The following is a 14,153-nucleotide window of genomic DNA, read 5'->3' on the forward strand; positions in this document are numbered from 1 at the left end:
CGGCTACGCGACCGCGTCTTGTTCATTCCTGCACTCGGGAGCGGGGTGTGGCAGGGACCGGCTGCAAGCGCCGCCGCGCCCCGGTCCTGTTTAACCGGTGGCTGCGGCGGGTCGCGTTGCCCTTCGACGATCAACCGATCAGCGCTCGACCGGCTCGGCCGCCGCCGCACTGTTGCCCGCCGCGGCTGCCCCTGCGGGGCGGCGCACGGCGCGCAGCTTGCCGCTGTTGCCGCCGCCGCAGTAGAAGAGGTCGTGGCCGTCGGACTCCAGCCCCGACACGCCGACGCCGGGCGGCATGTCGACCTGTTCGAGCACTTGCCCGGTGCGCGGGTCGATCCGCCGCAACTCGCTCTCGTCCGCTTCCCAGGTGCCGTGCCACAGCTCGCCGTCCACCCACGTCACGCCGGTGACGAAGCGGTTCGATTCGATCGTGCGCAGCACGGCGCCCGATTGCGGATCCACCTGATGAATCTTGCGTTCGCGGTACTGGCCGACCCACAGCGTGCCTTCCGCCCAGGCCAGCCCCGAATCGGCGCCGCCGCCGGGCGCGGGGATCGTCGCGAGCACGCGGCCGGAGTCGGGATCGATCTTCTCGATACGGTCCTCGACGATCTGGAACAGGTGGCGCCCGTCGAACGCGGTGCCTGCGTGCGCGGCGACGTCGAGTGCGCGCACGGTCGTGCCGCGTTCCGGGTCGAGCGCGTTCAGCTTGTCGCCGGACGCGAACCACACGTGCCGCCCGTCGAACGTGACGCCGTGTACGCCGTCGACGCCCGGAAACGGGCCGTATTCGCGGAGGATGTCTGCGGTGGAGCGTTTCATGTTTGTCACCTCGTCGTTGGTATCCCCATCCTAGTCGCCCGGCAGCGGCGCGGGGAGTAACAAGGTCGTCGCGAATCCGGGCAGCGGCGGCGTCATCCAGCGGCGCGCGCGACCGCGGCCGACCGCCTGCACCTTGTCCGCTTCGGCGAGCGCATCGAGCGCGCGCTGCACGGTGCGCGGGTTCACGCCGAGTGCGAGCGCCAGCGCGGAGCTCGACCACGCCTCGCCGTCCGCGAGCAGCGCGAGCACGGCCGCGTGGCGGTCGTCGACCGGACGCGCGAGCACGACGGCCTCGTGCGGGCCGAGCGGTTCGAGCGCGAAGCCGCTCGGCGTCGCAGTGATGTTCGCGAGCGGCCGCAGCACCGCGCGCAAGCGGCCGATCTCGACGCGCAGGCGGGCGCGATGCGATTCGTCCGCATGTCTCGCGCGAAACGCCGCGGCGACGAGCGTGTTTCTCGACACGTCGCCGGGCCACGCCTCGCCCAGTGCGCGGGCGAGCACGAACAGCACCGGGCGGCGTGCGAGCGACACGGTCGTGCGCGCGTCGCGCACCGCGTGGCGGCATGCATCGACGACCAGCGCGTTCGATGCCAGCAGCGCCTCGACCTCGTCGAGCAGCACGAGCCGCGACGCACCGCGCGCGATGAGTCGCGCGGCCGGCGTATCGAGCATGCGGGCGGCCGTGTCGACTTCGGCCGTCAGCGCGGCGATGCCGGCGTCCCGTGCGGCCGCGCGCGCACGGGCGAGCGCCAGGCGCGCCGCGTGCGGGCGGATGCGGCGCATCGCGATGCCGGCCGCGATCAGTTCATGAGCTGCGCGCGATGCGGCGGGCAGCGGTGCGGGATCGAGGCTCGCGAGCCGCTGTTCGGCATCCCCGACGTGCCCGATCAGCAGCAGCCGGCGCACGCCGAGATAGCGCGCATGCGCGGCGTTCGTGCGGTCGCCGTGTGCGTCGAGCGTCGCGCAGGCGGCGTCGAGGGCGCGCGACGGCCAGCCGAGGTCGCGTGACGCCAGCGCGATCTCGGCCTCCGCGACGACGCAGCGCGCCCGCGCGACGGCTTCCTTCGCGCCGAACGCGCGAGCCGCGCTGCGCACGAGCGCGCGTGCGCGCTCGAAATCGCCGAGCTGGGCCATCGCGATGCCGCGCAACGCGAGCGCCGGTGCGTCGTCGCGCAACGCGACGCGGTTCAGCGCGCCGAGCGGGTCGCCCGCCGCGAGCGCCCGCGCGGCGGCCGTGATCAGCGAATCCATCCGAATCCCGACACAGTTGTCACTCCCTCCGGTTCGACGCCCGGTCCTAATCTAGCACCACGCACACGGCAGATGCGCCGTGCCCGGATATCCATCGAAAGGAGGAACCCGTAATGACGAACCATCTCACCGGAACGCGCGCCGAATGGCTGGCTGCGCGCCGCGCGCTGCTCGATGCGGAAAAGGCGCTGACCCGGCAGGGCGACGAACTCGCGCGGCGGCGCCAGGCGCTGCCGTGGGTGCGCGTCGACAAGGCCTACCGGTTCGACACCGAACGCGGCCCGGCGACGCTCGACGATCTGTTCGGCGGCCGCTCGCAACTGCTCGTCTATCACTTCATGTTCGGCCCCGACTACAAGGCCGGCTGCCCGTCGTGCTCGGCGCTCGCCGACGGCTTCGACGGTTTCGCGGTCCACCTCGCGAACCACGACGTGACGCTCGCGGCGGTGTCGCGCGCGCCGCTTGCGAAGCTGCTGGCATACCGGCAGCGGATGGGCTGGCACTTTCCGTGGGCGTCATCGGACGGCGGCGAGTTCAACTTCGACTTCAACGTGTCGTTCACCGAAGCGCAGCAGCGCGCCGGCGACGTCGAATACAACTATGCGCGGGCCGGCCACGCGATGGACATGGACCCGCCGCCCGCCGCGCTCGCCCAGTTCGCGGCGACGTGCGGCACCGACGCCGCGACGTACGCGCGCGACCGGCCGGGGATGAGCGCGTTCGTGCGCGAGGACGGCATCGTCTATCACACGTATTCGACGTACGCGCGCGGGCTCGACGGGCTGTGGGGGATGTACCAGTGGCTCGATCGCGCGCCGCTCGGGCGCAACGAGACGGGCGTGTGGTGGCGCCGTCATGACGAGTATGCACGCGGTTGAGCACGGCCCGGCGAGCCGCGGGAGCGGGCGATGAGCACGGCGACGAAACGGGCTGTTGCTGCTGACGCGGGCGGCGGCCGGCGGGTGTTCGGCGCCGCGCTCGTCGCGGTATGGGCCGCCGCGATCTGGGCGACGCTCGCGCAGCACGCATCGATGGACGCGATGGGCGGCATGCCGATGGCCGGCGGCTGGACGCTGTCGGCCGGGTGGCTCAGGCCGTGCGGATGGCAGGCTGGGCGCGCGTTCGCCGCATTCGCCGGGATGTGGGGCGCGATGACGGTGACGATGATGCTGCCGGTGCTGGCGCCGGTGCTCTGGCGATGTCGGCAACGTCTCGGCGCGGCGGACGACGCGCGTGCGGCATGGTTCGTCGCGGTCGCGGGCACCGCGTATTTCTCCGTGTGGATGGCGCTCGGCGCGCTGGTGTTTCCGGTCGGCACTGCATGGGCGGCGGCCGCCGCGCGGCTGCCCGCGCTCGCCGCCACGGTGCCGTTCGCGGCTGGCGCGATCGTGCTCGGCGCGGGCGTGCTGCAGTTTTCCGGCTGGAAGGCGCGCCGGCTCGCTTGCTGCCGGCATGCGCCGGACGACGCATGCGCGCCGCGGGCGGCAGCCCGGGCCGCGGTCGCGTGGCGGTACGGCGTGCGTACCGCGCTACGGTGCGGCGCCTGCTGCGGGAACTTGACGGCCGTCGCACTGGCGGCCGGCATGATGGACCTGCGCGTGATGGCCGTCGTGACCGTGGCGGTCGCCGCCGAGCGGCTGGCGCCGGCTGGCGTTCGCGTCGCGCGGCTTGTCGGCGGCGTGGCGATCGGCGCCGGCGCGGCGATGATCGCGTGGGCCGCGGCCGGACTGGCCTAGCGGCGCCCCGGGGGGCTGCCGGTGCGCGTCGAACGGGGCCGGCGCAGGCGCCGTCGGCAGGTCCGGCGTCGTGCGGCAACGGCGGGCGATCGGCCCGATTCCGGCCGGCTGCGCGAATGGGCCGATGCGGGGGTGAAACGAAAGGCGATCGAAAACGAACCGAACGGCGATCCGAACGATTCGGCCCCCGGGCGCCTGAAGGCGGCTAACCCGTTGTTCGTGTTGTGAAAATTCGCAGCGCTTCGCGTATAATTCGCTTTTGCGCCCATAGGATTTGCCATGCGTCTGATCCAAAAAGCACTCACTTTCGATGATGTGCTCCTCGTTCCCGCCTTTTCCGACGTTCTCCCGCGCGACACCAGCCTGAAGACCAAGCTGACCCGCAACATCTCCCTGAACATGCCGCTCGTGTCCGCCGCGATGGACACGGTCACCGAAGGTCGCCTCGCGATCGCGATGGCGCAGCAGGGTGGTGTGGGCATCGTCCACAAGAACCTCACGCCGGCCGAGCAGGCTCGCGAAGTCGCGAAGGTCAAGCGTTTCGAATCGGGCGTCGTGCGCGACCCGATCACGGTTCCGCCGCAGATGAAGGTGCGCGACGTGATCGCGCTGTCGCGTCAGCATGGCATCTCGGGCTTCCCGGTCGTCGAAGGCCCGCAGCTCGTCGGCATCGTCACGAACCGCGACCTGCGTTTCGAATCGCGCCTCGACGAACCGGTCAAGTCGATCATGACGCCGCGCGAGCGTCTCGTCACCGTCAAGGAAGGCACGCCGCTCGCCGAAGCGAAGGCGCTGATGCACAGCCACCGCCTCGAGCGCGTGCTGGTCGTCAACGACGCGTTCGAACTGCGCGGCCTGATGACCGTGAAGGACATCACGAAGCAGACCGAACACCCGGATGCGTGCAAGGACGAACACGGCAAGCTGCGCGCAGGCGCGGCGGTCGGCGTCGGCCCGGACAACGAAGAGCGCGTCGAGCTGCTGGTGCAGGCGGGCGTCGACGTGATCGTCGTCGATACCGCGCACGGCCACAGCAAGGGCGTGCTCGAGCGCGTGCGCTGGGTCAAGCAGAACTTCCCGCACGTCGAGGTGATCGGCGGCAACATCGCGACGGCTGCCGCCGCGAAGGCGCTCGTCGAATACGGCGCGGACGCGGTCAAGGTCGGTATCGGCCCGGGCTCGATCTGCACGACGCGGATCGTCGCGGGCGTCGGCGTGCCGCAGATCAGCGCGATCGCGAACGTCGCGGAAGCGCTGAAGGGCACCGGCGTGCCGTGCATCGCCGACGGCGGCGTGCGTTTCTCGGGCGACGTGTCGAAGGCCCTCGCGGCCGGCGCGAACGCGGTGATGATGGGCAGCATGTTCGCGGGTACCGAAGAGGCGCCGGGTGACGTGTTCCTGTACCAGGGCCGCCAGTACAAGTCGTACCGCGGCATGGGTTCGGTCGGCGCGATGAAGGACGGCGCGGCGGACCGCTACTTCCAGGACAACTCGGCGAACATCGACAAGCTCGTGCCGGAAGGCATCGAGGGCCGCGTCGCGTACAAGGGTTCGGTCAACGCGATCCTGTTCCAGCTGGTCGGCGGCGTGCGCGCGAGCATGGGCTACTGCGGTTGCCGCACGATCGACGAACTGCACGACAAGGCCGAATTCGTCCAGATCACCGCGGCGGGCATGCGCGAGTCGCACGTGCACGACGTGCAGATCACGAAGGAAGCACCGAACTACCACGTGGACTGATCGCCGATGAAACCGCTGCTGCGAGCCGTGCTGATCGTCGATGCCGTGCTGCTGCTGGCGTTCGGCGTGCTGTTCGTGCTGACGCCCTGGCAGGCGCTGTTCAACGCGCTGCAGCTGGCGAACATCCAGCCGGCGATGCTCGGCCAGGCGTTCGGCATCGCGCTGCTCGGCCTCGCGTGGCTCGCGTTTCATGCGGCGCTCAACGGTGATCTCACGGCGCCCGTCGCACGTGCGGTCGGCCATGTGAACTGGCTGATCGGCGTGCTGGCGGTCGTGTGGTCGTTCGGCACCGGCAACGGTCCCGCGCTCGCGGCCGCCGGCCGCGTGCTGTCGGCGATGGCCGGGGTCGCGCTGATCTTGCTGGGCCTCGGCGGCGTGCGGCTGGCATCGACCGTGCGGCGGCGCGAGAAGGCGGAAAGGGTGGAACGGGCGCAGGCGCCCGACGCTCGGGACGCGAAGCGCCCGGCCGAATCAGCGGTGGCCTCCGCGCCGCGGCAGCGGGTCGAACCGGTCGTCAGCCGTCCGGCGGCGCCCTCGGCGCCGGCCGCGGCCACCACGTCGGCCGCATCCGACCGCGCGTCAGGCAGCGTCGCATTCGACGCCCGCCCGCCGTTGCAGGATTGACCGGCGATGCGTCGCGCGAGCCGCCTGCCGCCCGACGCCGCTGTCCATGCTTTTGACGCAGCGCTTCGTGCGCTGCTTTTCTTATTCTCTTCATCCCGTCCGCAGCCATGCACGACAAAATCCTGATTCTCGACTTCGGTTCGCAAGTCACCCAACTGATCGCGCGCCGCGTGCGCGAAGCGCACGTCTACTGCGAAATCCACCCGAACGACGTGTCCGACGACTTCGTCCGCGAGTTCGCGCCGAAGGCGGTGATCCTGTCGGGCAGCCACGCGAGCACGTACGAAGACCACCAGCTGCGCGCGCCGCAGGCCGTGTGGGATCTCGGCGTGCCGGTGCTCGGCATTTGCTACGGCATGCAGACGATGGCCGTGCAGCTTGGCGGCAAGGTCGAGTGGAGCGACCATCGCGAATTCGGCTATGCGGAAATGCGCGCGCACGGCCATACGCGCCTGCTCGACGGCATCGAGGATTTCAAGACGGACGAAGGCCACGGGATGCTGAAGGTCTGGATGAGCCACGGCGACAAGGTTGCCGAGCTGCCGCCGGGCTTCGCGCTGATGGCGTCGACGCCGAGCTGCCCGATCGCCGGCATGGCCGACGAGGCGCGCGGCTACTACGCGGTGCAGTTCCACCCGGAAGTCACGCACACGGTGAAGGGCCGCCAGATCATCGAACGCTTCGTGCTGCAGATCGCCGGCGCGAAGCCCGACTGGATCATGAAGAACCACATCGAGGAAGCCGTCGCGAAGATTCGCGAGCAGGTCGGTGACGAGGAAGTGATTCTCGGCCTGTCGGGCGGCGTCGATTCGAGCGTCGCGGCCGCGCTGATCCACCGCGCGATCGGCGACCAGCTGACCTGCGTGTTCGTCGACCACGGTCTGCTGCGCCTGAACGAAGGCAAGATGGTGCTCGACATGTTCGAGGGCCGCCTGCATGCGAAGGTCGTGCACGTCGACGCATCCGAGCAGTTCCTCGGCCACCTGGCCGGCGTGACCGATCCGGAAGCGAAGCGCAAGATCATCGGCCGCGAGTTCGTCGAGGTGTTCCAGGCCGAGGCGAAGAAGCTGTCGAAGGCGAAGTGGCTCGCGCAGGGCACGATCTATCCGGACGTGGTCGAATCGGGCGGCACGAAGACGAAGAAGGCGACGACGATCAAGAGCCACCACAACGTCGGCGGCCTGCCGGAAACGCTCGGCCTGAAGCTGCTCGAGCCGCTGCGCGACCTGTTCAAGGACGAAGTGCGCGAACTCGGCGTCGCGCTCGGCCTGCCGCCGGAGATGGTGTACCGCCATCCGTTCCCGGGCCCGGGCCTCGGCGTGCGGATTCTCGGCGAAGTGAAGCGCGAATACGCGGACCTGCTGCGTCGCGCGGATGCGATCTTCATCGAGGAGTTGCGCGGCACGACCGCCACCGCGCAGGACGCGGCAGCGGGCCTGTGCGGCGAGGCCGACGTCGGCAAGACCTGGTACGACCTGACGAGCCAGGCGTTCGCGGTGTTCCTGCCGGTGAAGTCGGTCGGCGTGATGGGCGATGGCCGCACGTACGACTACGTGACGTCGCTGCGCGCGGTGCAGACCACCGACTTCATGACCGCGCACTGGGCGCACCTGCCGTACGCGCTGCTCGGCCGTGCGTCGAACCGGATCATCAACGAGGTGCGCGGGATCAACCGCGTGGTGTACGACATCTCGGGCAAGCCGCCGGCGACGATCGAGTGGGAGTGAGCGTCGGCGTCGAGGCGTGCCTCGATGACCGATAGCGGCATCGGATGATGCGCAACGCCCGGCAGGGGAACCTGCCGGGCGTTGTCGTTGGTGCGGTTGGCGGCCGTGATTCGATGGCCGCCGGCGCGCAGTGTTTTCCTTGCCTGCATGCCGGGTCCGGGCACCGAGGTGCGGGACAGCCCGGCCACTACAAGCGACGCGTCTGCATGTCGCGCACTAGGGCAGCCGACGACCGCCGGCATCGATCATCCTGATCGAGCCCGAAGTCTGCCCCTGTCCTTGTCGAATGCTGAATTCGATGATGTCCTCGTAGAGTTCCCGTTGTCCGGCGGGCAGGACCGGCAGCAACGTCTCGCGCCGCTTGTCCGCATCGAACATCGATTCCACGAGCCATCCCGTCAGATAGAGCGCCGCCACGCAGCCGCCCGCCGTCGCAACATTGCCGTGGCACACGAGCGGCTGGTCCGGCACATGCAGCCCGCGATCCGTCAGCCCGTGTCGCGCGTCGGGGTGCGTCGTTGCGCGACGGTCCGGCAAAAGCCCGAGCCGCTCCAGGACGAAGGCGCCCGCGCAGATCGATCCGATGTATTGGCGCGCCGGATCGAGATCGAACGACGGCAGGAAATCCGGGCTCGCGAGCGCGGCCGGGATGCCCAGCCTGCCGCTCGAGAACAGCACGGCGTCGGCGCGATTGGCTTCCTCGAGCGGGCCGTGCACGGGGATGGCCAGACCATGCGCGGAACGCAACAGCGGCTGCGCGCCGAGAATCCGGACACGCCAGTCCGTGGTATTGCGGCCGAGGATGTCCCACATCAGGAACAGGTCGATGTCGGTGAACTGGTCGAATGCGACGAGAGCGATGTCTTTCAACGTGAACTCCGTGAGTCGTGGCGCGTTGCAGGAAGCGGTGGCGGCCGTGATAGAGTTCGCAGCCTATCTGCCCATGCCGCGCCATACACAGCCTGTATGGCGATACCGATGCGCACACTGACTCGAAACGACTGGATCGCCGCGGGCTTCGACGCCCTCGACGGGGAAGGGTATGCGGGGATTTCGGCCGAGCGTCTCGCACGACGGCTGAACGTGACCCGCGGCTCGTTCCATCACCACTTCCGGAATCGGGAGGACTTCGTCAGGACGTTGCTGACCGCGTGGGAGGACGATTACACCGCACGCATGCTCGCCTACGCGGCGGACGGCCGCGGCGCGGCCGACACGCTGACGCGCTACCTGCGCATCGCGGCGGAGAAGCGACCGGGGCGCGAAGCGGCGATCCGCGCCTGGGCAATGCAGGACGCGCTGGTCGCGGAATTCCAGCAGCGCGTCGATGCCACGCGTCTCGCATTCGCGCTCGAGACGTCCCGTCGGTGGGTTCGCATGCCGGGCGAAGCCGAGATCGTCGGGCAGATCGCGCACCTGTGTCTGATCGGCGGCCAGCAGGCCGGACTGCGGCGCGATGCCGAGCGGTTCAACCACTTCATGCAGCGTGCGTTCGCGGTCGCCGAGCGCATGCTGCCACGCCGACGCGCGTAGCGGTGCGATGCCCGCGATGCCCGCGATGCCCGTGCTGCACGGATGGCTCGCGTATCGCAGAGCAGAAGGCGGGCGGGTGCTCCGTTGTAGCGTCGGTGGAAAGCGCGGCTTTCGATGCAGCGCAAGGCGACGTCACGCGCTGTCCCGATCCTGCTCAGTCTTGCCCGCCACTACGATAACGAAGGTGAATCAGCGGATAAGGGCGCCCTTGTCCATCGCGCGCCGATCGTCCGCAGCGCTCGAATCCGAGCCGTTCGTAGAATCCCGCCGCCGCTTCGTTCTGCTCGTTGACGTCTGTCGACAGGTCGGGATGGCGTCGGAGGGCCGCTTCGACCAGCCGCCGCCCGACACTCCGCGCCGTGGTGCGCGGGATCGACGAACAGTGCTTCCATGTGACTGCCGTCGAGCAGCATGAAGCCGACCGGACGATCGTGCTCGTCGACGGCCAGATCGAGCTTCGCCGACGGTCAGTTCGCGGGATGGCCGGATGCGGGCACGTCGGGCGCTGCGACGCCCGCATCCGTCTCGTCTGCGCCGAGTTCCGCCAGAAACGGCCACGGATAGATGCCGCGCGCGTGACCGTCGCCGAACAGCAGGCGGATGCCGTAACCGGCCGCTTCCACGCCGTCCAGCGTCAGGTCGGGTGGCGCGTCGACCTGCCCGCCATCGAGTCGGATCTTCCGGCATGCGGCGCATGGGCAAGCGCTGCGCAAGTGCGCATAGCCGATGTGCTGCGTGTCGGCGTCCGGCCAGCACAGCGTCAATGCGCGGGCCGCATGATCGAGCAGGATCTCGGTCGGCGGCGTCATCGTGCATCTTCCCCGATCTGCGCGATCGCGATCCGCACGGCCTTGCGTACTTCGGGATCGCGATCGTCGAGCGCGTCGTGCAGCGCGGGCAGCGTCGCGGGATCGCGCAGTTCGCCGAGCGCGAGCGCGGCCTCCTTGCGCAGGTTGCTGATCGCGTGCGACAGCAGCGCGGCGACGGCCTGCGCCGCGGCGGCGTCGCGCAATTGCCCGAGTGCGCGCACCGCACGCAAGCGCACTTGCCAGTAATCGTCGTCGAGCGAGGCGACGAGCGGTGCGCGCGCGGCCGCGACACGCAGCTTGCCGAGCGTCGCGGCCGCTTCCTCGCGGACCTGCCATTCGGCGTCGCGCAGCGCCGCCAGCAAGGCGGTGACGACGGCCGTGTCGGCGGACGCCGCGAATCCGACCGCGCCGACCGCGATACGCCGTACGTCCGCATGCGTGTCGGTCGTGGCGATGCGTGCGAGCGGCGCCAGCGCGCGGGCGTCCTTGAGCCAGCCGAGCACGGCGACGGCCTCGGCGCGCACGGCCGACGCCGGCGCGTCGAGTGCGCGCAGCGCCGGCGCGAACGCGTCGGGGTCGCGCAGTTCACGCAGCGCGCGCAGCACGGCGCCGCGCACGAACGGTTCGGCGTGCTCGACCCAGCGGCACAGCGCGGCGCCGGATGCGACGTCCTTCAGTTCGGACAGGCTGTGTGCGGCGGTCGCGCGCACGTCGTCGTCCGGATCGAGCAGCGCGCGGCACAGCGCGTCGACGACGTCGGGCTGCTCCCAGGCGGCGAGCACACGCGCGGCTTCGCCGCGCACGTCGGCGGACGGATCGTCGCGCAGCGCGGCTACGAAGATCGGCACGAGATCGGGATCCTCGAGATCGGCGAGTTCGAGCAGCGCGATCCGGCGCACCGATGCATCGGGTGCGGCAACGCGCGCGACGAGCGCGGCATGGTCGGAAGCAGGTTTCATGTGTCGTGAGTCCGGTAGTGGGGAAGCGGCGCGCCAGGTCAGCGCAACAGGTACGGAATGTCGACCTTGACCGCGCCGGTCGGGCAGTCGCGTTCGCACGGCATGCAGTACCAGCATTCGTCGAACTGCATGTAGGCCTTGCCCTTGGTCACGTCGATTGCGAGCAGGTCGAGCGGGCACACGTCGACGCAGACGGTGCAGCCCTTGTCGGCGATGCAGCGGTCCTCGTCGATCGTCACGGGCGCGCTGCTGCGCAGGAAGATGTCGTGCGGGGTATGGGGCACGGTAAGGCTCCTCGGAGTCAGAGGGCGGCCGCGTGTGCGGCCGGTTCGCGGATGCGCAGGTGCGCGTAGGCGCTGCGTTCGTCGTCGGCGAGCGGCACGACGTAGGGTTCGACCGGTCGTTTCTCGCTGCGCATCGTGCCGTCGGCACCCTTGCGCAGCCACGTGTGGCAGAACCACTCGGCATCGTTGCGATGCGGAAAGTCGACGCGATGGTGGTACAGCCCCCAGCGGCTCTCGGTGCGGAACAGCGACGCGCGCGCGGCCATTTCGGCGCAGTCGCGGATCGCGCGCACTTCGGCCGCGCGCATCAGTTCATGCGGGTGGCTCGCCTTGATTTCTTCGATATCCTCAGTAATGCCGTCAAAACGTTGCAGCCCGATCTCCATCTTGCGCGTCACCTTCGGCGGTTGCAGGTAATCGTTCACCATGCGGCGCAGCTTGTATTCGACCTGCGCCGGCGCGAGGCCGCGCTCGCGCGTGAGCGGCGCAAGCACGCGGGCGCGTTCGGCGGCGACCTGTTCGTCGTCCACCGGCGCGTGAGCGCGGCCGGCCACGTAGTCGGCCGCGTTCTGTCCGGCGAACCAGCCGTAGGTGAATGCGCCGAGCATGTAGTTGTGCGGGACCGCCGCCATGTCGCCGGCCGCGTAGAGCCCCGGCACGGTCGTTTCCGCGCGGGCGTTCACGTAGACGCCGGATGCGCTGTGGCCGCTGCAGAAGCCGATCTCGGAGATGTGCATCTCGACCATCTGGCGCCGGTAGTCGGTGCCGCGCCCCGCGTGAAAGCGGCCGCGGCTCGGCCGCTCGTTGGTGTGCAGGATCTGCTCGATGGTCTGGATCGTTTCTTCCGCGAGATGGTCGAGCTTCAGGAACACCGGGCCGTTGCCGCTTTGCAGTTCCTGGTAGAACTCCCACATCATCTGGCCGCTCCAGTAGTCGCACTCGATGAAGCGCTCGCCCTTGCCGTTCGCGGTGAAGCCGCCGAGCGGGCCCGTCACGTATGCGCAGGCCGGGCCGTTGTAGTCCTTGATCAGCGGATTGATCTGGAAGCACTCGAGGTTCGCGAGCGCCGCGCCCGCGTGGTACGCCATCGCGTAGCCGTCGCCCGCATTGGTCGGGTTCTCGTAGGTGCCCATCAGGTAGCCGGACGCCGGCAGGCCGAGCCGGCCGGCCGCGCCGCAGCACAGGATCACGGCCTTCGCGCGGATCACGTGGAACTCGGCCGTGCGGCAGTCGAAGCCGAGCACGCCGCTCGCGCGGCCCTGCGCGTCGGTCAGCACGCGCGTCGCGACGGTCCGGTTCGTGATCGCGATGCGCGCGCGCTTCAGCTGCCGGTACAGCACCTTCTTGATGTCGTGGCCTTCCGGCATCGGCAGCACGTACGAACCCATGTGGTGGACCTTCTTCACCGCGTAGTCACCGGTGCCGTCCTTCTCGAACTTCACGCCCCAGCGGTCGAGCTGCTCGATCGTCGCAAAGCTGTGCGTCGCATACGCGTACACGGCTTCCTGATCGACGATCCCGTCGTTGGCGATCGTGATCTCGCGCGTGTACTGCTCGGGTGTCGCGTGGCCCGGGATCACCGCGTTGTTCAGCCCGTCCATCCCCATCGAGATCGCGCCGCTGCGCTTCACGTTGGCCTTCTCCAGCAGCAGCACGCGCAGCGACGGGTCGCGCTCCTTCGCCTTGATCGCCGCCATCGGGCCGGCCGTGCCGCCGCCGACCACGACGATGTCGTATTCGAGTACATGGGTATTCATTGAGGATTCCTTGCAGGTTGGCGGGTCTTCTGCCGGTCGATGCGCAGCCGGTACTGGAAGGCGTCGCCGCGGAAGTACAGGTGTTCGTAGTCGATCGGCGTGCCCGACGCGTCGTGCGTCAGGCGCTCGATCCGCAGCACGGGGCTGCTTTCCTCGACGCGCAGCGCGTCGACGATTTCATCGTCGGCGAGGATCGCGTCGATCGACACGTCGGCGTGGCCGAGCGGCACGCCGCAGTCGTTCTCGAGGATCAGGAAGATGTCGCGGGTCGCGAGATCGGCGCCGGCGAGCCGCTTGCCGAGCGCCTCGGGCACCCACGTCTGCTCGAGCGACACCGGCTCGCGGTTCAGCAGCCGCACGCGGTGGATCTCGATGAGCGGCGCGCCTTCCGGCACGTTCAGCTTCGTCGCGAGGTGCCGATCGGCCTTCACGGTGCGAAAGCTGCGCAGCTGGTTGACGATCTCGTAGCCCATCGACGACATCGCCTCGGCGAAGCCCTGAAGCGACGTCACGTTCTGGAACGCCTTCGGCTTCGACACGAACGTGCCCTTGCCGTGCAGCTTGAACAGCAGGCCTTCCTTCTGCAGGTCGCCGAGTGCCTGGCGCACCGTGATGCGACTCACGTCGAACATCGCGCAGAGTTCGTGCTCGGACGGCATCCGGCTGTGTGGTGCATAGGTGCCGTCGAGGATGCGCGTGCGCAGCGTGTCCTTGATCTGCACGTAGAGCGGCGCCGCCGACAGCGGCACGACGTTGGGTGGGGTCATCGGTCAACTTGTTATGACAAGATGGCTCGAGTGTAGTGAGCGCGCTCGCGCGCCCCAACCAACTATTTCTGATTTCGACTTTCCGATTCCGGAAAAGCGGGGCGGCGGCGACCCGCGCGAAAATAAAAAAACAGGGCGCGACAC

The 14,153-nt window shown here is 69.3% G+C and carries 14 protein-coding genes and 1 pseudogene; 6 read left to right on the forward strand and 9 right to left on the reverse strand.

The genetic code is table 11. The features are described 5' to 3' along the window. Positions 1–138: 138 nt before the first annotated feature. Together DIE04_RS18825 and DIE04_RS18830 are read right to left on the reverse strand one after the other, a co-directional pair. Positions 139–822, reverse strand: a complete 684-nt coding sequence (locus DIE04_RS18825) for a glutaminyl-peptide cyclotransferase (protein WP_124520016.1) — start codon at positions 820–822, stop codon at positions 139–141. A 30-nt stretch (positions 823–852) separates the two neighbouring features. Then, the gene (locus tag DIE04_RS18830) at positions 853–2,073 is read right to left on the reverse strand and encodes a helix-turn-helix domain-containing protein (protein WP_124520213.1); all 1,221 of its coding nucleotides are present in this window, start codon (positions 2,071–2,073) and stop codon (positions 853–855) included. A gap of 113 nt (positions 2,074–2,186) precedes the next feature. On the opposite strand from DIE04_RS18830, the gene DIE04_RS18835 reads away from it, so the two are divergent. From DIE04_RS18835 to guaA, 5 genes are all read left to right on the forward strand, one after another. After that, a complete protein-coding gene (locus DIE04_RS18835) occupies positions 2,187–2,951 on the forward strand; it encodes a DUF899 domain-containing protein (protein ID WP_124486198.1) in 765 nt (254 codons plus the stop codon). Between the two features lie 30 nt (positions 2,952–2,981). Then, positions 2,982–3,809 (forward strand): DUF2182 domain-containing protein, encoded by an 828-nt coding sequence (locus tag DIE04_RS18840; RefSeq protein WP_124520020.1) that lies wholly within the window; start codon positions 2,982–2,984, stop codon positions 3,807–3,809. 279 nt (positions 3,810–4,088) lie between these two features. Further along, positions 4,089–5,549, forward strand: coding sequence for an IMP dehydrogenase (gene guaB, locus DIE04_RS18850; RefSeq protein WP_059464274.1), 1,461 nt, complete (start codon positions 4,089–4,091; stop codon positions 5,547–5,549). A gap of 6 nt (positions 5,550–5,555) precedes the next feature. After that, complete coding sequence (locus tag DIE04_RS18855) at positions 5,556–6,173, forward strand: hypothetical protein (protein ID WP_124520024.1); 618 nt, start codon at positions 5,556–5,558, stop codon at positions 6,171–6,173. Positions 6,174–6,280: 107 nt separating this feature from the next. Beyond that, entirely contained in the window at positions 6,281–7,900 is a 1,620-nt protein-coding gene (gene guaA, locus DIE04_RS18860) for a glutamine-hydrolyzing GMP synthase (RefSeq protein ID WP_124520026.1), read from the forward strand. Between the two features lie 216 nt (positions 7,901–8,116). Here the strand turns inward: guaA and DIE04_RS18865 are convergent, their stop codons facing one another. Further along, positions 8,117–8,770, reverse strand: a complete 654-nt coding sequence (locus DIE04_RS18865) for a DJ-1/PfpI family protein (protein WP_124486201.1) — start codon at positions 8,768–8,770, stop codon at positions 8,117–8,119. 108 nt (positions 8,771–8,878) lie between these two features. On the opposite strand from DIE04_RS18865, the gene DIE04_RS18870 reads away from it, so the two are divergent. After that, a complete protein-coding gene (locus DIE04_RS18870) occupies positions 8,879–9,433 on the forward strand; it encodes a TetR/AcrR family transcriptional regulator (RefSeq protein ID WP_124520028.1) in 555 nt (184 codons plus the stop codon). A gap of 154 nt (positions 9,434–9,587) precedes the next feature. On the opposite strand, the pseudogene DIE04_RS18875 reads toward DIE04_RS18870, so the two are convergent. The 6 genes and pseudogenes from DIE04_RS18875 to DIE04_RS18900 all read right to left on the reverse strand — a co-directional run. Beyond that, a pseudogene (locus DIE04_RS18875) lies at positions 9,588–9,900 on the reverse strand (acetyltransferase); the annotation flags it as partial. Next, entirely contained in the window at positions 9,901–10,242 is a 342-nt protein-coding gene (locus DIE04_RS18880; protein ID WP_124520030.1) for a gamma-butyrobetaine hydroxylase-like domain-containing protein, read from the reverse strand. It abuts the pseudogene before it with no gap. Beyond that, positions 10,239–11,201, reverse strand: coding sequence for a HEAT repeat domain-containing protein (locus DIE04_RS18885; RefSeq protein WP_124520032.1), 963 nt, complete (start codon positions 11,199–11,201; stop codon positions 10,239–10,241). The genes DIE04_RS18880 and DIE04_RS18885 overlap by 4 nt, the downstream gene beginning before the upstream one ends. Positions 11,202–11,239: 38 nt before the next feature. Continuing rightward, a complete protein-coding gene (locus DIE04_RS18890; protein WP_006755644.1) occupies positions 11,240–11,485 on the reverse strand; it encodes a ferredoxin family protein in 246 nt (81 codons plus the stop codon). 17 nt (positions 11,486–11,502) lie between these two features. Then, positions 11,503–13,242 (reverse strand): fumarate reductase/succinate dehydrogenase flavoprotein subunit, encoded by a 1,740-nt coding sequence (locus DIE04_RS18895; protein WP_124486206.1) that lies wholly within the window; start codon positions 13,240–13,242, stop codon positions 11,503–11,505. After that, positions 13,239–14,009 carry a GntR family transcriptional regulator gene (locus DIE04_RS18900; RefSeq protein WP_124486207.1) on the reverse strand — a complete coding sequence of 257 codons (771 nt, stop codon included), beginning with the start codon at positions 14,007–14,009 and terminating at the stop codon, positions 13,239–13,241. Before DIE04_RS18900 ends, DIE04_RS18895 begins: the two co-directional genes overlap by 4 nt. Positions 14,010–14,153: the final 144 nt, after the last annotated feature.

Origin of the sequence: Burkholderia sp. Bp8994 (assembly GCF_003853805.1) — a bacterium.
Classification (GTDB): Bacteria; Pseudomonadota; Gammaproteobacteria; order Burkholderiales; family Burkholderiaceae; genus Burkholderia.